Origin of the sequence: Streptomyces sp. NPDC006283, assembly GCF_040613325.1 — a bacterium.
Classification (GTDB): Bacteria; Actinomycetota; Actinomycetes; order Streptomycetales; family Streptomycetaceae; genus Streptomyces.
On the sequence record NZ_JBEXRZ010000142.1, the window covers coordinates 1 to 18,389 of the forward strand.

Genomic DNA, 18,389 nt, shown 5'->3' on the forward strand with positions numbered 1-18,389 from the left:
CCAGATGGGCTCGAAGAGCGTGTTGGCGAACCGCAGCGCCAGGATGTTCTGGACGGTCTCCTTGCCCAGGTAGTGGTCGATACGGAAGACCTCGTGCGGAGGAAAGACCTCGTGCACCACCTGGTTGAGCTCCTTGGCGGAGACCAGGTCGTGGCCGAACGGCTTCTCGATGACCGCGCGCCGCCAGGAGCCCTCCTTCTGGTCCGCCAGCCCGTGCTTCTTCAGCTGCTGGACGACCTTGGGGAAGAACTTGGGCGGCACGGAGAGGTAGAACGCGAAGTTGCCACCGGTGCCCTGCACCTTGTCGAGATCCTCGATGGTGGATTTCAGCTGCTCGAAGGCGTCGTCGTCGTCGAAGGTGCCCGGGACGAAGCGCATCCCCTGGATGAGCTGCTGCCAGACCTCCTCACGGAACGGCGTGCGCGCGTGCTGCTTGACCGCGTCGTGGACCTCCTGCGCGAAGTCCTCGTCCGCCCACTCGCGGCGGGCGAAGCCGACGAGCGAGAAGCCCGGCGGCAGCAGCCCCCGGTTGGCCAGGTCGTAGACCGCGGGCATCAGCTTCTTGCGCGAGAGGTCGCCCGTGACACCGAAGATGACCAGGCCCGACGGCCCCGCGATGCGCGGGAGCCGTCGGTCGGCAGCATCACGGAGCGGGTTCGCTCCGTCAATACCGGACAAGTCGCTCAGCCCTCCGAGGGTGCGAGGCGCTTGAGCTCCGCCTCGGTCGACTTGAGCAGGTCGTTCCAGGACGCATCGAACTTCTCGACGCCCTCGTCCTCGAGCAGCTGGACGACCTCGTCGTACGAGATACCGAGCGCGGCGACGGCCGCCAGCTCGGCGCGCGCCTGGTCGTACGTGCCGCGCACCGTGTCACCGGTGATCTCGCCGTGGTCGCCCGTGGCGTCGAGGGTGGCCTCCGGCATCGTGTTCACCGTGCCCGGAGCGACCAGCTCGTCGACGTACAGGGTGTCCTTGTACGCCTTGTCCTTGACTCCGGTCGAGGCCCACAGCGGACGCTGCTTGTTGGCCTGTGCCTTGTCCAGCGCGGCCCAGCGGTCGGACGAGAAGACCTCCTCGAACGCCTCGTAGGCGAGCCGGGCGTTGGCCACGGCCGCCTTGCCGCGGGCTTCCTTGGCCTCCGGGGTGCCCAGCGCGTCCAGGCGCTTGTCGATCTCGGTGTCCACACGGGACACGAAGAACGAGGCGACCGAGCGGATCTTGGACAGGTCGAGGCCCGCGGCCTTCGCCTTCTCCAGACCCGCCAGGTAGGCGTCCATGACCTCGCGGTAACGCTCCAGCGAGAAGATCAGCGTGACGTTGACGCTGATGCCGAGGCCGATGACCTCGGTGATCGCCGGCAGGCCCGCCCTGGTGGCCGGGATCTTGATGAACGTGTTCGGCCGGTCGACCAGCCAGGCCAGCTGCTTGGCCTCCGCGATCGTCGCCTTCGTGTTGTGCGCGAGGCGCGGGTCGACCTCGATCGACACCCGGCCGTCCTGGCCGCCCGTGCGGTCGTAGACCGGACGGAGCACGTCGGCGGCGTCACGGACGTCCGCCGTCGTGATCATGCGGAGGGCTTCCTCGACGGTCACCTTGCGGGCCGCGAGGTCTTCGAGCTGCTGGTCGTAGCCATGCCCCTCGGAGATCGCCTTCTGGAAGATCGACGGGTTGGTGGTGACGCCCACCACGTGCTGCTGGTCGATCAGCTCGGCCAGGTTGCCCGAGGTGATCCGCGAGCGCGAAAGGTCGTCCAGCCAGATCGCGACGCCTTCGTCGGAGAGGCGCTTGAGTGCGTCTGTCATGAGAGTTGCATCTCCTACTTGTCGTATACCGGCGTCAGCGCGCGTCGGCTTCGATCTCAGTCGTTGAATCGAGCGCAGCCCGCGCGGCGGCGACGACGGCCTCGGCGGTGAAGCCGAACTCGCGGAAGAGGACCTTGCCGTCCGCCGAAGCGCCGAAGTGCTCCAGCGAGACGATGCGCCCGGCGTCGCCGACGTAGCGGTGCCAGGTCAGTCCGATGCCCGCCTCGACCGCGACGCGCGCCTTGAGCGACGGAGGAATCACCGAGTCCCGGTACCCCTGGTCCTGCTCCTCGAACCACTCCACGGACGGCATCGACACCACCCGGGTCGGCACGCCGGAGGCCTGGAGCTGCTCGCGGGCCGCGACGGCCAGCTGCACCTCGGAGCCGGTGCCGATCAGCAGGACCTGCGCGTCGCCGCCTTCGGCGTCGAACAGGACGTAGCCGCCCTTGGCCGCGTCCTCGTTGCACTCGTACGTCGGGACGCCCTGGCGGGTCAGCGCGAGGCCGTGCGGGGCGCCCTTGCCGAACTCCTTGGTGTACCGCTTGAGGATCTCGCGCCAGGCGATGGCGGTCTCGTTGGCGTCGGCGGGGCGCACGATGTTCAGACCCGGGATCGCCCGCAGCGAGGCCAGGTGCTCGACCGGCTGGTGGGTTGGGCCGTCCTCGCCGAGGCCGATCGAGTCGTGCGTCCACACGTAGGTGACCGGCAGGTGCATCAGCGCGGAGAGGCGGACGGCGTTGCGCATGTAGTCCGAGAACACCAGGAAGGTGCCGCCGTAGACGCGGGTGTTGCCGTGCAGCGCGATGCCGTTCATGACCGCGGCCATGGCGTGCTCGCGGATGCCGAAGTGGATCGTGCGGCCGTACGGGTCGGCCTCCGGCAGCGGGTTGCCCGCCGGCAGGAAGGACGACGTCTTGTCGATCGTCGTGTTGTTCGAGCCGGCCAGGTCGGCGGAGCCGCCCCACAGCTCGGGCACGACCGCGCCCAGCGCCTGCAGGACCTTGCCGGAGGCGGCCCGGGTGGCTACACCCTTGCCCGTTTCGAACTCCGGCAGCGCGTCCTCCCAGCCCTCGGGCAGCTCGCCCGCGCGGATCCGGTCGAACTCGGCGGCACGCTTCGGGTTGGCCGTACGCCATGCGGCGAACGTCTTCTCCCACTCGCCGCGAGCCTCACGGCCGCGGTCGAGGGCGCCACGGGTGTGCCCGAGGACCTCCTCGGAGACCTCGAAGGACTTCTCCACGTCGAAGCCGAGGACACGCTTGGTGGCCGCGACCTCCTCGTCGCCCAGTGCCGAGCCATGAGCGGCCTCGGTGTTCTGCGCGTGCGGGGCGGGCCAGGCGATGATCGAGCGGGCCGCGATGAACGACGGGCGCTCGGTCTCGGCCTGCGCGGCCTTCAGGGCGTTGTACAGACCGACCGGGTCGAGGTCGCCGTTCTCCAGCTGCGCCACGCGCTGGACGTGCCAGCCGTACGCCTCGTACCGCTGGAGGGTGTCCTCGGAGACGGCCGTCTCCGTGTCGCCCTCGATCGAGATGTGGTTGTCGTCCCACAGCAGGACCAGGTTGCCCAGCTTCTGGTGTCCGGCCAGCGACGACGCCTCGGCCGAGATGCCCTCCTGGAGGCAGCCGTCACCGGCGATGCACCAGACGGTGTGGTCGAAGGGCGACGTGCCGGGCTCCGCGTCCGGGTCGAACAGGCCGCGCTCGTAGCGGGCGGCCATCGCCATGCCCACGGCGTTGGCGACACCCTGGCCGAGCGGCCCGGTGGTCGTCTCGACGCCCGTGGTGTGCCCGTACTCGGGGTGGCCCGGGGTCTTCGAACCCCAGGTGCGGAACGCCTTCAAGTCGTCCAGCTCGAGGCCGTAGCCGGCCAGGAAGAGCTGGATGTAGAGCGTCAGCGAGGAGTGGCCGGCGGACAGGACGAACCGGTCACGGCCCGTCCAGTCGGCGTCCGCGGGGTCGTGCCGCATCAGCTTCTGGAAGAGCACATACGCGGCGGGGGCCAGGCTCATGGCCGTACCCGGATGGCCGTTGCCGACCTTCTGTACGGAATCCATGGCCAGGACGCGGACGGTGTCGACTGCCCGCTGGTCCAACGCGGTCCACTCGAGGTCTGTGGTGGTCGGCTTGGTGCTCACCCTGAGTCAGGGCTCCTCTCCACATGTCGAATCCCGGTGACGAGGGGTGTACCGGGCGCTGTCGAGCCTACCCTCGCAGCAACGCGCCACTTTTCGGCCGCGCGTCTTTGTCCTTGGACACTGTTTCAGAGTGCGGGCGCCGGGTGCTCCTCGCCTGTCGGGGGTGATGTCTCGGATGAGTACGGCCGCCGTCGTGCGGGTGCTCAACACGAGGCGACCCCGGCGAAGATCGGGGTACGGGCAACGTCTAGAGTGGCGTGGTACGCGCAAGTCTTTACGCGGGTTTCGCCCTCCATATGCCCTTCGGGCCGGGAAGCGGCCCGGAGACTTGCTGGGATTTCTCTGTCAGGGGTGTGCGTGACGGCCGTCGAGTCCCGACCCGCAGGGGTCGTCTTGGCTACCGGCCCGGGGGGCCATCGGCCGTTCGGAGCCCGCGTCAAGGCATTCGTGGCGCTGACCAAGCCGCGGATCATCGAACTGCTGCTGATCACCACCGTTCCGGTGATGTTCCTGGCCGAGCAGGGTGTTCCGGACCTGTGGCTGGTGCTCGCGACCTGCCTCGGCGGTTATCTCTCGGCCGGTGGCGCCAACGCGCTGAACATGTACATCGACCGCGACATCGACGCACTGATGGACCGCACGTCGCAGCGTCCGCTCGTCACGGGCATGGTCTCGCCGCGCGAGGGCCTCGTCTTCGGCCTGTCGCTCGCCGTGATCTCCACCCTCTGGTTCGGGCTGCTCGTCAACTGGCTGTCGGCCGCGCTGTCGCTCGGTGCTCTGCTGTTCTACGTGGTCGTCTACACGATGATCCTCAAGCGCCGTACCGCGCAGAACATCGTCTGGGGCGGCATCGCCGGCTGCATGCCGGTCCTCATCGGCTGGTCCTCCGTCACCGACTCGGTGTCGTGGGCCGCCGTCATCCTCTTCCTCGTCATCTTCTTCTGGACGCCGCCGCACTACTGGCCGCTGTCGATGAAGGTGAAGGACGACTACGAGCGCGTCGGCGTGCCGATGCTCCCGGTCGTCGCGGGCAACAAGGTCGTCGCCCGGCAGATCGTCGTCTACAGCTGGGTGATGGTCGCCGTCTCGCTGCTGCTGACGCCGCTCGGCTACACCGGCTGGTTCTACACCGTGGTCGCGCTGGTCACCGGCGGCTGGTGGCTGTGGGAGGCGCACGCGCTGCAGAGCCGGGCCAAGGCGGGTGCGGCGGGCGCCAAGCTCAAGGAGATGCGGCTGTTCCACTGGTCCATCACCTATGTGTCGCTGCTCTTCGTGGCCGTCGCCGTGGACCCCTTCCTGCGCTGACCGCGCCGGCCGTCCGCGGGGGTGGCCGAGGCCACTTCGCCCGCCCGTCGCCGAACGTTCTACTCGCGAGTAGCATGCGGGCATGGCAGAAACCAACGTTGAAGAGCGCACGTCCGGTTCCGCGCCCGACGCCCGCGCCGCGCGCAAGGCGGCGAAGCTCGCCCAGCAGATCCAGGCGTTCTCCAAGGCGCACGGCGGCGCCGAGGGACAGCTCGCGTACATCGGCCAGATGGGCACCCGCATCGTGCTCGTCGGCGAGGACGGCGGCTGGGGCGACCTCGTGGCACCGAGCCACGCCATCGCCCTCAGCGCCGCGGAGAAGTCCGGGATCACCCTGCACGAGTCCTTCGACGGCGATTTCGCCGCGAAGGTCCGTACCGGACCGTACGAGTGGACCCGGATGGCAGGCATCCAGGTCGGCGGCCCGTCCAACGGCTGACCAACACCTCGCGCGGGGCTCACCCGTTAGGACTGTGGAAGCACGGTCCTATACAGGGAGCTCCCGATGATCGACACCGCGACCTCGGTGCGTCTGGTCGACCAGTACTGCCACGGGGTGCTCCGCGCGGAACTGGGCCTCGGCACCTTCGAGACGTATCTGGGACCCGCGGCCGGAGCGCCGCCGGCCTCCGGCACCACCTTCTTCGACACCCAGACCGGTTTCGCGGTACGGCGCTGGTGCCCGCCGCTCCTGGGCCTCGAACCCCACTGCCCGCCCGCCCACTACCTGGCTCGCCGTCGCGAGCTCGGAGTGGTCGAGGCGGGCAGACGGCTTCTGCGCGGCACCGGCATCGCCACCTACCTCGTGGACACCGGTCTGCCGGGGGACCTCGCCGGACCGGCCGAGATCGCCACGGCGGGCGAGGCGGAGGCACGCGAGATCGTACGCCTCGAGCTGCTCGCGGAGCAGGTCGCGGACACCTCGGGGACTGTGGAGTCGTTCCTGGCCAACCTGGCGGAGGCCGTGCACGGGGCGGCGGGCTCCGCCGTCGCCTTCACCACGGTCGGCGCGGCGGCGCAGGTCGGCATCCGGCCGGAACCGCCGGGGCCGGGAGAGGTGCGCGGGGCGGCCGGACGGTGGCTCGGCGCACGCCGCGTGGGCGACCCGCCGACCGACCCCGCGCTGCTGCGGCACCTGCTGTGGATCGCCGTCGCGACCGGCCTCCCGCTCCAGCTGCACGTCGGCGTCCGCGACCCGATGGTTCTCGCGGATTTCGCGGCGGCGACGGCAGGTCTGGGCACGGACCTGGTCCTGCTGCACGGCTATCCGCACCACCGCAGCGCCGCCCACCTCGCGAGCACGCATCCGCACGTCTACGCGGACCTCGGCCCGGCCCTCGCGCGGACGGGAGCGCGGGCGGCGGCGGTCCTCGCGGAGACCCTCGAGCTCGCCCCGTTCGGCAAGCTCCTGTTCTCGACGGGGGCGCGCGGGCTGCCGGAACTCCATGTGGTCGGCGCCCGTACCTTCCGCGACGCGCTCAGCCGCGTGCTGGGCGGCTGGGTGGCGGAGGGAGCGTGGTCACGGGCGGACGCGGAGCGGGTGGCGACGATGCTCGCGTCGGGGAACGCGGGGCGGGTGTACGGGCTGGGGAGCGGGGGGAGAAGCGGGGCTCCGGGGCCCCGCGCCTCACACCACGGGCCTCAGGCCGAGGTCAGCGCGTCCGCGCGCTCCGGCGGGGTCACCGAACCGGCCGTGGACTGACGCTCCCGCAGGCTCAGCGTCAGCCGCAGCACCGCGATCCACATCAGCGACGAGCCGAACATGTGCGCCCCGACCAGGATCTCGGGCACGCCCGTGAAGTACTGCACATACCCGAGCGCACCCTGAAGCAGCACCACCAGCAACAGGTCCCGGGCGCGTGCCCGGATGTCGTCCGGGGCGTCCACCACGCGCACCACGAGCCACATGGCCACGGCCAGCGCGCACACCACCCACGCGCTGATCGCGTGGACGTGCGCGGCCGCGGACCAGTCCCACGGCATACGCGGCACATCACTGCTGTCGCCCGCGTGCTTTCCGGAACCGGTCACCGTGGTGCCGAGGGCGATCAGCACCGCGGAGACCACGACGATCGCCCATGAGAGCTTGCGGACCGGCCGCGGAACGCGCGGGCGGGGCGGGGCGTCGCCTTCGCCGGTGCGCACCCACGTGATCGTCGCCACCGTGAGCAGTGCGTTGGCGAGCAGGAAGTGCCCGGCCACCGACCAGGGGTTCAGACCCGCCCACACGGTGATGCCGCCGATGACGGCGTTGCCGAGGACGATCCAGAACTGTGCCCAGGCGAGCCGGGTCAGCCGGCGCCGGCGCGGCTTGACGGCGCGAGCCGCGATGATCGCCCAGCCGACAGCGGCGGAGAGGACGTACGTCAGCATCCGGTTGCCGAACTCGATCGCGCCGTGGAGGCCCTGCTCGGGTGTGGCGAAGAGGCTGTCGTCCGTGCACTTGGGCCAGGTGTCGCAGCCGAGACCGGAGCCGGTCAGCCGTACGGCACCGCCGGTGATGATGATGACGACGGTCATCAGAACGGCGGAAAGCGCGGCGCGCCGCAGGATTTCGGGCGACGGTGTCCAGCGCTGGGCGATATGGGCGAGGGGGGTCTGCACGGCACCTATCGTAGGCGGGTGTTTGTGCACGGTTTCACGAGGGGTCCGTGGAGGGGGTGTGCGTCATTCGTGCGTCATACGGAAGCGCGACCCGTCGAGGTGGTCCTCCTCCTCCCACCACAGCGCGAAGCGCCAAGGTGTGGCCGGAGGCGGCAGGTCGGCGGACTTGCGGAAGGCGTCCAGAAGATCGGCGGCCACCGCCTCCGCCGTGATGTCCGTAACGGCGTCGGATCCGCGCCACGGGTATGCCATCGACGTCCATGACCCGTCGCCCGCCCGCACGTCGAACCGCCATACCGCCCGCCAGGAGTGCGCGCGCAGGATCCGGCACACCTCCGCACGGTCCAGCGACAGGCCCTCCGCGATGGCGTCCGGCGCCACGCCGTCGATCCGCGCCGCCAGGACCGCGAGCGGCAGGAGGCGTTCCGGCAGCAGCTCGCGCTTGCGCAGCTGGGTGAGGCCGTCCTCGAAGGGGCAGCGGCGCAGCCTGCGTTCCAGCTGGTCGCCGAGGTGCTCAAGGACGGCGGCGCGGCTGCGCTCGGCAGGGTCCGGCACCTGCCACAGCGTGTGGAACTCCCGCTCCGCCCGGACGGCCCACTCCGCGGCGTCCACCGGCCTGCCGAGCTCCTCCAGCCGGTCGCCGAGGAAGACATGGGCCTGGGCTAGGCCCTCACGGTTGCGCGGCTCCGACTGGTCGAGCCCCTCCCACACGGCGATCGCCCGGTGCGTGGCCTCCACGGCGGCCAGCCCCGCCAGCCGGTCCTCCACACAGGGCTGCTCGCCCTGCGGGTGGAACGCGTACCGCGGCAGGCCGAGTTCGTCGCTGAGCGGCTCCGCGAGATAGACGGCCTGGCTGATCAGCGCCCGCGCGAACCAGCGGGCGTGTTCGGCATCGTGCTTCGCGGGTTCCGCGCCGTGCCGCACCGCCTCGTCGGCGGCGCCCAGCGCGTCGATGCGCCGGCCGGTGTCGAAGTGGTGGCGGGCCAGGTCCCCGTAGCGCAGGCTCAGCCGGGCGGCGAGGGGGAGGTCGTCAGCGGCGTGCGGGGCGAGCGCCGTGATCAGGTCGGTCAGCATGCGTTCGCGTTCGTGCGGGGAAGCGGCGGGGCGGCCCGCTCTGACCTTCGCCCACTCCGCGTCCAGTCGCAGTGCGGCAGTGCGCTCCATCCAGGCCTCCCACCGTGCGGGTCTCGGCAGGGTCATCCTGGCGCGCGTGTCACTCCCAGCGGAAGGTCCGGGCGGCCGCGCCCAGCCCGAGCACCGCCCAGAGGGCGAGGATGCCCAGATTGCCCCAGGGCATGCCCGCACCGTGCTGGAGCACGTCCCGCAGCCCGTCGGAGAGCGCCGAGATGGGCAGCAGTCCGAGCGCCGAGGCAACCCCCTCGGGGAACTTGTCCAGCGGCACGATCACACCGCCGCCGACGAGCAGCAGCAGGAAGACGAGGTTCGCGGCGGCCAGGGTCGCCTCGGCCTTCAGCGTGCCGGCCATCAGCAGGCCGAGTCCGGAGAAGGCCGCGGTGCCGAGGACGAGCAGCAGCAGGACGTACCCGGGGTTGCCGTGCGGGGACCAGCCCAGCGCGAACGCGATGACGGTCAGCAGCACGACCTGCAGGGTCTCGGTGACCAGGACGGACAGCGTCTTGGCGGCCATCAGCGCCCAGCGGGGGATCGGCGAGGCCCCGAGCCGCTTCAGCACGCCGTAACGCCGCTCGAAGCCGGTGGCGATGGCCTGGCCGGTGAAGGCGGTGGACATCACGGCCAGCGCGAGGACGCCCGGGGCCAGGAAGTCCACGGACCTGCCGGTGCCGGTGTCGATGATGTCGACCGTCGAGAAGAGGACCAGCAGCAACGACGGGATGATCACCGTCAGCAGCAGCTGCTCGCCGTTGCGCAGCAGCATCTTGGTCTCGAAGGCGGCCTGGGCCGCGATCATCCGCGCGACGGGGGCGCTGCCCGGGGCCGGGGCGTACGTACCCGCAGCCGCGGGGGTGGCCGGGGGCCGCGCGGCCGCGTCCGTGGTCACTTCAGCGGTCACGACCGCAGCTCCTTACCGGTGAGCTCCAAGAAGACGTCCTCCAGCGTGTGCCGTTCCACCGCGATACCGTCCGGCATCACGCCGTGCTGCGCGCACCAGGAGGTGACGGTCGCGAGCAACTGAGGGCCGACCGAGCCGCTGATCCGGTACGCGCCCGGTGTCAGCTCCGCCGCGGCCGTGCCGTCCGGCAGCGCCTTCAGCAGGGAACCGAGATCGAGTCCGGGGCGGCCGGTGAAGCGCAGGGTGTTCTCGGCGCCGCCGCGGCACAGCTCGTCGGGGGAGCCCTGGGCGAGGACCTTTCCGGCGTCGATGACGGCGACGTCGTCGGCGAGCTGTTCGGCCTCGTCCATGTGGTGCGTGGTGAGGATCACCGAGACGCCGTCGGCGCGCAGATCGCGGACGAGGTCCCAGGTGGCCCTGCGCGCCTGGGGGTCGAGACCCGCGGTGGGCTCGTCGAGGAAGACGAGTTCGGGGCGGCCGACGACGGCCATGGCCAGGGCGAGGCGCTGCTGCTGGCCGCCGGACAGGCGTCGGTAGCTGGTGCGGCCGCAGCTGCCCAGGCCCAGGCGCTCGATGAGGGCGTCGACATCGAGGGGGTGGGCGTGCAGTTTCGCGACATGGCGGAGCATTTCGTCGGCGCGGGCGCCCGAGTAGACACCGCCGGACTGGAGCATCACGCCGATGCGGGGGCGCAGCGCCGCGGCCTGCTTGACGGGGTCGAGCCCGAGGACGCGTACGGTGCCGGAGTCCGGCTTCCGGTAGCCCTCGCAGGTCTCGATGGTGGTGGTCTTGCCCGCGCCGTTGGGGCCCAGGACCGCGGTGATTCCGGGGCCTGTCTCGAGGGTGAGGCCGGCCACCGCCGTCTTGGCGCCGTACCGCTTGACGAGCCCCTGGACCGAGATCAGCGGGGATGCCGCGCCGCACCTCGTCGGGGCAGGGACGCCGGGGGCCGGGCGGGCGGACTGGCTGTGCATGGTCGCCAAGTCTAGGCAGCGGGCGAACGGACCGGGGCGGTGGGGCCGCGGACCTCCGTCCGTGTGCTTCTCTGCGCGGGCAGACGTCAGTTGAGGCGGCCCGGTCCGAGGAGGCGCGCCCGGACGTGACCAGTGTCATGGCGCGAGGCGGGCGATGTCCGAGCCCTGCAGGTCCCGATCGCGCCATGTACACGGCCGTGGAGAAGCTCCCCGGCAGGTGTGGTTCGTTCCGCCGCGCCGACGATCGCGCCGACCGCCGGCGGGGCGCTCACCTGCGATGCCGTGGTCATGTCAGCGCGCGCCTCGATCCGGTGGGCCGGTCCGAGGGGTCTCGTGGCCGGCATCTGCACCACCAAGACCGACGTGGTCTCCGGCACGGTCACCGACGCCGGCGACGGGCAGGTGGTCGCCAGGAGGCGCCGTCACCGTCACCAGGGGCGGCGCTGCCGTGGGCTCGCCGGCCGGGCCGGGCGCATCGCCGACGCCTGGCCGGACCGGGCCGACGTCCACGCGTACTTCAACGACGACGACTCGGTCGGTCCGGCCGTTCGTGACGCGGACGCGTTCACCCGTGCGGTGGCGGCGAAGCGGCGCACGGTCGCCTCCGCTCGCGGCGTGGAGAGCTGATCCGTCACCCGCTCCGACCTCCTGGAACACTCCCGCCAGTGATCGTTTCCGCAGGTCAGCTTAGGTTTACCTAAGTGATGCACGGCACCACATGCACGTCCGGGGCCGCTTGTCAGTCTCTGAGGAATTACGCAACAATGGCGTTGTGAAAAACCTCGGCGAGGCTCCCCAGGAGGAACTCGCGACCGGTGAGCGCTCCACGCGCAACCGCGTCGCGCGCTCCATCCTGGATCACGGTCCGTCCACCGTGGCCGATCTCGCCGGCCGTCTCGGGCTCACCCAGGCAGCCGTCCGCCGCCACCTCGACTCGCTCGTCGCGGAGAACGTCGTGGAACCGCGCGAACAGCGCGTCTACGGCGCCCGCACGCGCGGCAGGCCGGCCAAGGTCTTCGCGCTCACCGACTGCGGCCGGGACGCCTTCGATCAGTCGTACGACAAACTGGCCGTGGACGCCCTGCGCTGGATCGAGAAGTCCGCAGGCGGCGGGGCAGCCGGAGAGGCGGCCGTCGCCGCCTTCGCCCGGGACCGCATGGAGACCCAGTCGCAGGCGTACCGCGCGGCCGTCGAGGCCGCCGGGCCCGCCGAGCGCACCGAAGCACTGGCGAAGGCGCTGAGCGCCGACGGGTACGCTGCTACGGCTCGTACCGCCCCGGTGGGCGAGCAGCTCTGCCAGCACCACTGCCCCGTCGCCCACGCGGCCGAGAAGTACCCGCAGCTGTGCGAGGCGGAGACCGAGTTCTTCTCGCGGCTCCTCGGGACGCATGTGCAGCGGCTCGCCACGATCGCCCACGGCGACGGCGTCTGCACCACGTTCATTCCGCGCGGTGCGCCGCAGGACGGCGCCGAGGCCCCGAACGGCACCACACAGACCAGCACCAACCCATCAGCATCTGCAAGCACGGCCGGGAGGAACCCCGCATGACTCTCCCCACGGAGACTGCCCACCCCGAACTCGAGGGTCTGGGTACGTACGAATTCGGCTGGGCCGACTCCGACGCGGCAGGCGCCGCTGCCAAGCGCGGTCTCTCCGAGGACGTCGTCCGCGACATCTCCTCGAAGAAGAACGAGCCGGAGTGGATGCTGAAGCTGCGGCTGAAGGGTCTGCGCCTCTTCGACAAGAAGCCGATGCCGAGCTGGGGCTCCGACCTGTCGGGTATCGACTTCGACAACATCAAGTACTTCGTGCGCTCCACCGAGGCGCAGGCCGCCTCGTGGGAGGACCTGCCCGAGGACATCAAGAACACCTACGACAAGCTCGGTATCCCGGAGGCGGAGAAGCAGCGCCTGGTCGCCGGTGTCGCCGCGCAGTACGAGTCCGAGGTCGTCTACCACCAGATCCGCGAGGACCTGGAGGAGCAGGGCGTCATCTTCCTGGACACCGACACCGCGCTGAAGGAGCACCCAAAGCTCTTCCAGGAGTACTTCGGCACGGTCATCCCGGTCGGCGACAACAAGTTCGCGTCGCTGAACACCGCGGTGTGGTCCGGCGGCTCGTTCATCTACGTCCCCAAGGGTGTCCACGTGGACATCCCGCTGCAGGCCTACTTCCGTATCAACACGGAGAACATGGGCCAGTTCGAGCGGACGCTGATCATCGTCGACGAGGACGCCTACGTCCACTACGTCGAGGGCTGCACCGCCCCGATCTACTCCTCGGACTCGCTGCACAGCGCCGTCGTCGAGATCATCGTCAAGAAGGGCGGCCGCTGCCGCTACACGACCATCCAGAACTGGTCGAACAACGTCTACAACCTGGTCACCAAGCGCGCCGTGGCGTACGAGGGCGCGACCATGGAGTGGGTCGACGGCAACATCGGCTCCAAGGTGACCATGAAGTACCCGGCCGTCTACCTGATGGGCGAGCACGCCAAGGGCGAGACGCTGTCCATCGCCTTCGCGGGCGAGGGCCAGCACCAGGACGCCGGCGCCAAGATGGTCCACATGGCCCCGAACACCTCGTCCAACATCGTCTCCAAGTCGGTGGCACGAGGCGGCGGCCGCACCTCCTACCGCGGTCTGATCGAGATCGGCGAGGGCGCGCCCGGCGCCAAGTCCAACGTGCTGTGCGACGCGCTGCTGGTCGACACGATCTCCCGCTCGGACACCTACCCGTACGTCGACGTCCGCGAGGACGACGTCTCCATGGGACACGAGGCCACCGTCTCCAAGGTCTCCGAGGACCAGCTCTTCTACCTGATGAGCCGCGGGATGACCGAGTTCGAGGCGATGGCGATGATCGTGCGCGGATTCGTCGAGCCGATCGCCAAGGAACTCCCCATGGAGTACGCGCTGGAACTCAACCGGCTGATCGAGCTGCAGATGGAGGGCTCGGTGGGCTGACGCCCTCCCGTCCCCGTCCGACCGCAGCGACTGACTTCTCACGTAGTTACGCAGGAAGAGAGCAAGACGACAGCCATGGCTGAGGCTCAGAACATCCCGGTGGGCTCCACCACCGCCGGCACGATCGCGGTGGCCGCCGAGTCGACCGTCGCCACTCGTATGAGTGCGCCCCCGTCCTTCGACGTGGCGGACTTCCCGGTCCCGCACGGCCGCGAGGAGGAGTGGCGCTTCACTCCGCTGGAGCGCCTCGGCGGCCTGCACGACGGCACCGCCGTCGCCACCGGCACCGCGCTCAAGGTCGCGATCGACGCCCCCGACGGCGTCACCGTCGAGACCGTCGGCCGCGACGACGCCCGGCTCGGCAGGGCCGGCACCCCGGTGGACCGGGTCGCCGCCCAGGCGTACTCGTCCTTCGAGCAGGCCACCGTCGTGACCGTGCCGAAGGACACGCAGCTCGCCGAGCCGATCCGTATCGCGGTGCACGGCGAGGGCGGCACCGCCTTCGGCCACCAGGTCGTCGAGCTCGGCGCGTTCGCCGAGGCCGTCGTGGTCATCGACCACACCGGCGACGCGGTGCTCGCCGCGGGCGTCGACTACATCCTGGGCGACGGCGCCAAGCTGACCGTCGTCTCCGTCCAGGACTGGGACGACAAGGCCGTCCACGTCGCCCAGCACAACGCGCTGGTCGGCCGGGACGCCTCCTTCAAGTCGGTCGTGGTCACCTTCGGCGGCGACGTCGTACGGCTCCACCCGCGGGTCTCCTACGCCGGCACCGGCGGTGAGGCCGAGCTCTTCGGCCTGTACTTCACCGACAAGGGCCAGCACCAGGAGCACCGCCTCCTCGTCGACCACAACACCCCGCACTGCAAGTCCAACGCGGTGTACAAGGGCGCCCTCCAGGGCGACGAAGCCCATGCGGTGTGGATCGGCGACGTCCTGATCAGGGCCGCGGCCGAGGGCACCGACACCTACGAGATGAACCGCAACCTCGTCCTCACGGACGGCGCGCGCGTCGACTCGGTGCCGAACCTCGAGATCGAGACCGGTGAGATCGCCGGCGCCGGTCACGCGTCCGCCACCGGCCGCTTCGACGACGAGCAGCTGTTCTACCTGATGGCCCGCGGTATCCCCGCGTCCGAGGCCCGGCGTCTGGTCGTCCGCGGCTTCTTCGCCGAGCTGGTCCAACAGATCGGCCTGCCGGATGTGGAGGAGCGCCTGCTCGCCAAGATCGATGCCGAGCTGGAGGCGTCGGTGCTGGAGGCGTCCTCCTGATGGCCTTCGTCAAAGTCTGCGCGCTGAGCGAGCTGGAGGAGGACACCCCCAAGCGGGTGGAACTCGACGGCACGCCCGTTTCCGTGGTGCGCACCGAGGGGGAGGTGTTCGCGATCAACGACATCTGCTCGCACGCGAACGTGTCCCTGTCGGAGGGCGAGGTCGAGGACTGCTCCATCGAGTGCTGGCTGCACGGCTCCAGCTTCGACCTCCGCACCGGCAAGCCGTCCGGCCTTCCCGCGACGCGCCCCGTCCCCGTATACCCCGTAAAGATCGAAGGGGACGATGTGCTCGTCTCCGTCACCCAGGAGTCCTGAGTCACCCATGGCAACGCTTGAAATCCGCGACCTGCACGTCTCCGTCGAGGCCGACAACGGCTCCCGGGAGATCCTCAAGGGCGTCGACCTGACCGTGAAGCAGGGCGAGACCCACGCCATCATGGGCCCCAACGGCTCCGGCAAGTCGACCCTCGCCTACTCGCTGGCGGGCCACCCCAAGTACACGATCACCGGCGGCGCCGTGACCCTGGACGGCGAGGACGTCCTGGAGATGAGCGTCGACGAGCGCGCCCGCGCCGGCGTCTTCCTCGCGATGCAGTACCCGGTCGAGGTCCCCGGCGTCTCGGTCTCCAACTTCCTGCGCACGTCGGCGACGGCGATCCGCGGCGAGGCCCCCAAGCTGCGCCTGTGGATCAAGGAGGTCAAGGAGGCCATGGAGCGCCTCAACATGGACCCCGCCTTCGCCGAGCGCAACGTCAACGAGGGCTTCTCCGGCGGTGAGAAGAAGCGCCACGAGATCCTCCAGCTCGAGCTGCTCAAGCCGAAGATCGCGATCCTCGACGAGACGGACTCCGGCCTCGACGTCGACGCGCTGCGCATCGTCTCCGAGGGCGTCAACCGCGTCCGCGAGAGCGGCGAGGTCGGCACGCTGCTGATCACGCACTACACGCGCATCCTGCGCTACATCAAGCCCGACTTCGTGCACGTCTTCGCGAACGGCCGCATCGCCGAGTCCGGCGGCGCCGAGCTCGCCGACAAGCTCGAGGCCGAGGGCTACGAGGCTTACACGAAGGGTGGCGTATCCGCGTGACAGTGGCCCACCAGGGGCTTTCCGGCCTCCTCGACACAGAGGCGCTCCGCAAGGACTTCCCGATCCTCGACCGGGTGCTCCACGACGGCAAGAAGCTCGTCTACCTGGACAACGCGGCGACCTCCCAGACGCCGCGCCAGGTGCTCGACGTACTGAGCGAGTACTACGAGCAGCACAACGCCAACGTCCACCGCGGTGTGCACGTGCTCGCCGAAGAGGCCACGGCGCTGTACGAGGGCGCCCGCGACAAGGTCGCCGCCTTCATCAACGCGCCGAGCCGCGACGAGGTGATCTTCACCAAGAACGCCTCCGAGTCGCTCAACCTCGTGGCGAACATGCTCGGCTGGGCCGACGAGCCCTACCGGGTGGACCGCGAGACCGAGATCGTCATCACGGAGATGGAGCACCACTCCAACATCGTTCCGTGGCAGCTGCTGTCGCAGCGCACCGGCGCGAAGCTGAAGTGGTTCGGCCTCACCGACGACGGCCGGCTCGACCTGTCCGACATCGACGAGATCATCACCGAGAAGACGAAGATCGTCTCCTTCACGCTGGTCTCCAACATCATGGGCACGGTCAACCCGGTCGAGGCGATCGTCCGCCGCGCCCAGGACGTCGGCGCGCTGGTCCTGATCGACGCCTCGCAGGCGGCCCCGCACATGGTGCTCGACGTGCAGGCGCTGCAGGCCGACTTCGTGGCCTTCACCGGCCACAAGATGTGCGGCCCGACCGGTATCGGCGTGCTGTGGGGCCGGCAGGAGCTGCTCGAGGACCTGCCGCCGTTCCTCGGTGGCGGCGAGATGATCGAGACCGTGTCGATGCACTCGTCGACGTACGCTCCCGCGCCGCACAAGTTCGAGGCGGGTACGCCTCCGATCGCGCAGGCCGTCGGTCTCGGCGCGGCCGTGGACTACCTCTCCTCGATCGGCATGGACAAGATCGCCCAGCACGAGCACGTGCTCACCGAGTACGCGGTGAAGCGGCTCCTCGAGGTTCCCGACCTGCGGATCATCGGCCCCACGACGGCCGAGGACCGCGGCGCGGCGATCTCGTTCACGCTCGGCGACATCCACCCGCACGACGTGGGCCAGGTTCTCGACGAGCAGGGCATCGCGGTCCGCGTGGGTCACCACTGCGCGCGCCCGGTCTGCCTGCGGTACGGAATTCCTGCGACCACGCGGGCGTCGTTCTATCTGTACTCCACGCCGGCAGAGGTCGATGCTCTGGTCGACGGCCTGGAGCACGTCCGTAACTTCTTCGGATGAGGGGCTGACGACGCGTGAAGCTGGATTCGATGTACCAGGACGTCATCCTGGACCACTACAAGCACCCGCACGGTCGGGGCTTGCGGGACGGGGACGCCGAGGTGCACCACGTCAATCCGACGTGCGGCGACGAGATCACGCTCCGTGTGAAGTACGACGGATCGCGCATCGAGGACGTGTCCTACGAGGGCCAGGGCTGTTCCATCAGCCAGGCCAGCGCGTCCGTGCTGAACGAACTGCTGGTCGGCAAGGAGCTCGCCGAGGCGCAGAAGATCCAGGCCACGTTCCTGGAGCTGATGCAGTCCAAGGGCCAGCTCGAGCCGGACGACGCGATGGAGGAGGTGCTGGAGGACGCGGTCGCGTTCGCCGGCGTCTCCAAGTACCCCGCCCGAGTGAAGTGCGCGCTGCTGAGCTGGATGGCGTGGAAGGACGCGACGGCCCAGGCGATGGGTGAGACCCGCGACAACGCGGAGAGGAAGACCGCATGAGCGAGAACGAGACGGTAGCGACGAAGCCGGCGTCCGAGGAGGAGGTCCGCGAGGCGCTGTACGACGTCGTCGACCCCGAGTTGGGCATCGACGTCGTCAACCTCGGCCTCATCTACGGCATCCACATCGACGACTCCAACGTCGCGACGCTGGACATGACGCTGACTTCGGCTGCATGTCCGCTGACCGACGTGATCGAGGACCAGGCGAAGGCCGCGACCGACGGCATCGTCAACGAGCTGAAGATCAACTGGGTCTGGATGCCGCCGTGGGGCCCGGACAAGATCACGGACGACGGGCGTGAGCAGCTGCGTGCGCTCGGTTTCAACGTCTGACCGGTTTCAACGTCTGACCGGTTTCGACGTCTGACCGGTTTCGACGTCTGGCCCGTTCGACGTTCGACCGGTTCATCCGGCGTTTCCCGGGTAACGGCCATGCCCGCCAGGCACAC

The 18,389-nt window shown here is 69.9% G+C and carries 18 protein-coding genes and 1 pseudogene; 12 read left to right on the plus strand and 7 right to left on the minus strand.

From position 1 onward, the window contains the following. The 3 genes and pseudogenes from ABZ070_RS25150 to tkt form a co-directional block, all read right to left on the minus strand. A pseudogene (locus ABZ070_RS25150) lies at positions 1-678 on the minus strand (glucose-6-phosphate dehydrogenase); the annotation flags it as partial. Between the two features lie 5 nt (positions 679-683). Then, a complete protein-coding gene (gene tal, locus ABZ070_RS25155) occupies positions 684-1,802 on the minus strand; it encodes a transaldolase (protein ID WP_356637568.1) in 1,119 nt (372 codons plus the stop codon). A 34-nt stretch (positions 1,803-1,836) separates the two neighbouring features. Then, positions 1,837-3,942 carry a transketolase gene (tkt, locus tag ABZ070_RS25160; protein WP_356637570.1) on the minus strand — a complete coding sequence of 702 codons (2,106 nt, stop codon included), beginning with the start codon at positions 3,940-3,942 and terminating at the stop codon, positions 1,837-1,839. Positions 3,943-4,299: 357 nt separating this feature from the next. Here tkt and ABZ070_RS25165 point away from each other — a divergent pair, with 357 nt between their 5' ends. From ABZ070_RS25165 to ABZ070_RS25175, 3 genes are all read left to right on the plus strand, one after another. Beyond that, positions 4,300-5,247 (plus strand): heme o synthase, encoded by a 948-nt coding sequence (locus ABZ070_RS25165; protein WP_356637572.1) that lies wholly within the window; start codon positions 4,300-4,302, stop codon positions 5,245-5,247. 82 nt (positions 5,248-5,329) lie between these two features. Continuing rightward, a complete protein-coding gene (locus ABZ070_RS25170) occupies positions 5,330-5,686 on the plus strand; it encodes a hypothetical protein (RefSeq protein WP_356637574.1) in 357 nt (118 codons plus the stop codon). Positions 5,687-5,752: 66 nt separating this feature from the next. Further along, positions 5,753-6,949 carry an amidohydrolase family protein gene (locus ABZ070_RS25175; RefSeq protein ID WP_356637576.1) on the plus strand — a complete coding sequence of 399 codons (1,197 nt, stop codon included), beginning with the start codon at positions 5,753-5,755 and terminating at the stop codon, positions 6,947-6,949. Here the strand turns inward: ABZ070_RS25175 and ABZ070_RS25180 are convergent. From ABZ070_RS25180 to ABZ070_RS25195, 4 genes are all read right to left on the minus strand, one after another. Then, the gene (locus ABZ070_RS25180; protein ID WP_356637578.1) at positions 6,889-7,881 is read right to left on the minus strand and encodes a COX15/CtaA family protein; all 993 of its coding nucleotides are present in this window, start codon (positions 7,879-7,881) and stop codon (positions 6,889-6,891) included. The two genes, ABZ070_RS25175 and ABZ070_RS25180, sit on opposite strands and share 61 nt — an antisense overlap. A gap of 33 nt (positions 7,882-7,914) precedes the next feature. After that, complete coding sequence (locus tag ABZ070_RS25185; RefSeq protein ID WP_356637580.1) at positions 7,915-9,015, minus strand: hypothetical protein; 1,101 nt, start codon at positions 9,013-9,015, stop codon at positions 7,915-7,917. A gap of 49 nt (positions 9,016-9,064) precedes the next feature. Next, positions 9,065-9,781 (minus strand): ABC transporter permease, encoded by a 717-nt coding sequence (locus ABZ070_RS25190; protein ID WP_356637600.1) that lies wholly within the window; start codon positions 9,779-9,781, stop codon positions 9,065-9,067. Between the two features lie 98 nt (positions 9,782-9,879). After that, complete coding sequence (locus ABZ070_RS25195) at positions 9,880-10,857, minus strand: ABC transporter ATP-binding protein (protein WP_356637582.1); 978 nt, start codon at positions 10,855-10,857, stop codon at positions 9,880-9,882. Positions 10,858-11,145: 288 nt separating this feature from the next. Between ABZ070_RS25195 and ABZ070_RS25200 the strand changes: the two genes are divergently transcribed. The 9 genes from ABZ070_RS25200 to ABZ070_RS25240 all read left to right on the plus strand — a co-directional run bounded on the left by ABZ070_RS25200 (position 11,146) and on the right by ABZ070_RS25240 (position 18,273). Further along, a complete protein-coding gene (locus ABZ070_RS25200) occupies positions 11,146-11,484 on the plus strand; it encodes a hypothetical protein (protein ID WP_356637584.1) in 339 nt (112 codons plus the stop codon). A gap of 145 nt (positions 11,485-11,629) precedes the next feature. Continuing rightward, positions 11,630-12,406, plus strand: a complete 777-nt coding sequence (locus ABZ070_RS25205) for an ArsR family transcriptional regulator (protein ID WP_356637586.1) — start codon at positions 11,630-11,632, stop codon at positions 12,404-12,406. After that, entirely contained in the window at positions 12,403-13,824 is a 1,422-nt protein-coding gene (gene sufB / locus ABZ070_RS25210) for a Fe-S cluster assembly protein SufB (RefSeq protein WP_356637588.1), read from the plus strand. Before ABZ070_RS25205 ends, sufB begins: the two co-directional genes overlap by 4 nt. Positions 13,825-13,899: 75 nt before the next feature. Further along, positions 13,900-15,096, plus strand: coding sequence for a Fe-S cluster assembly protein SufD (sufD, locus tag ABZ070_RS25215; protein ID WP_356637590.1), 1,197 nt, complete (start codon positions 13,900-13,902; stop codon positions 15,094-15,096). Next, positions 15,096-15,413, plus strand: a complete 318-nt coding sequence (locus ABZ070_RS25220) for a bifunctional 3-phenylpropionate/cinnamic acid dioxygenase ferredoxin subunit (RefSeq protein ID WP_356637592.1) — start codon at positions 15,096-15,098, stop codon at positions 15,411-15,413. Before sufD ends, ABZ070_RS25220 begins: the two co-directional genes overlap by 1 nt. A gap of 7 nt (positions 15,414-15,420) precedes the next feature. After that, positions 15,421-16,185, plus strand: a complete 765-nt coding sequence (sufC, locus tag ABZ070_RS25225) for a Fe-S cluster assembly ATPase SufC (protein ID WP_356637595.1) — start codon at positions 15,421-15,423, stop codon at positions 16,183-16,185. After that, a complete protein-coding gene (locus ABZ070_RS25230) occupies positions 16,182-17,450 on the plus strand; it encodes a cysteine desulfurase (RefSeq protein ID WP_356637597.1) in 1,269 nt (422 codons plus the stop codon). The genes sufC and ABZ070_RS25230 overlap by 4 nt, the downstream gene beginning before the upstream one ends. A 14-nt stretch (positions 17,451-17,464) precedes the next feature. Next, on the plus strand, positions 17,465-17,938 hold the full coding sequence (gene sufU / locus ABZ070_RS25235) for a Fe-S cluster assembly sulfur transfer protein SufU (RefSeq protein ID WP_356637599.1): 474 nt from the start codon (positions 17,465-17,467) through the stop codon (positions 17,936-17,938). Then, positions 17,935-18,273, plus strand: a complete 339-nt coding sequence (locus tag ABZ070_RS25240) for a metal-sulfur cluster assembly factor (RefSeq protein ID WP_100106553.1) — start codon at positions 17,935-17,937, stop codon at positions 18,271-18,273. Before sufU ends, ABZ070_RS25240 begins: the two co-directional genes overlap by 4 nt. The last annotated feature ends 116 nt before the right edge of the window (positions 18,274-18,389 follow it).

What these genes read in the sequence shown, in the direction of transcription:
- tal (WP_356637568.1), bottom strand. Translation starts at nt 1,802, where the DNA reads ATGACAGACGCACTCAAGCGCCTCTCCGACGAAGGCGTCGCGATCTGG.
- ABZ070_RS25170 (WP_356637574.1), top strand. Translation starts at nt 5,330, where the DNA reads ATGGCAGAAACCAACGTTGAAGAGCGCACGTCCGGTTCCGCGCCCGAC.
- ABZ070_RS25175 (WP_356637576.1), top strand. Translation starts at nt 5,753, where the DNA reads ATGATCGACACCGCGACCTCGGTGCGTCTGGTCGACCAGTACTGCCAC.
- ABZ070_RS25185 (WP_356637580.1), bottom strand. Translation starts at nt 9,015, where the DNA reads ATGGAGCGCACTGCCGCACTGCGACTGGACGCGGAGTGGGCGAAGGTC.
- ABZ070_RS25190 (WP_356637600.1), bottom strand. Translation starts at nt 9,781, where the DNA reads ATGATCGCGGCCCAGGCCGCCTTCGAGACCAAGATGCTGCTGCGCAAC.
- ABZ070_RS25195 (WP_356637582.1), bottom strand. Translation starts at nt 10,857, where the DNA reads ATGCACAGCCAGTCCGCCCGCCCGGCCCCCGGCGTCCCTGCCCCGACG.
- ABZ070_RS25200 (WP_356637584.1), top strand. Translation starts at nt 11,146, where the DNA reads ATGTCAGCGCGCGCCTCGATCCGGTGGGCCGGTCCGAGGGGTCTCGTG.
- sufB (WP_356637588.1), top strand. Translation starts at nt 12,403, where the DNA reads ATGACTCTCCCCACGGAGACTGCCCACCCCGAACTCGAGGGTCTGGGT.
- sufD (WP_356637590.1), top strand. Translation starts at nt 13,900, where the DNA reads ATGGCTGAGGCTCAGAACATCCCGGTGGGCTCCACCACCGCCGGCACG.
- ABZ070_RS25220 (WP_356637592.1), top strand. Translation starts at nt 15,096, where the DNA reads ATGGCCTTCGTCAAAGTCTGCGCGCTGAGCGAGCTGGAGGAGGACACC.
- sufC (WP_356637595.1), top strand. Translation starts at nt 15,421, where the DNA reads ATGGCAACGCTTGAAATCCGCGACCTGCACGTCTCCGTCGAGGCCGAC.
- ABZ070_RS25240 (WP_100106553.1), top strand. Translation starts at nt 17,935, where the DNA reads ATGAGCGAGAACGAGACGGTAGCGACGAAGCCGGCGTCCGAGGAGGAG.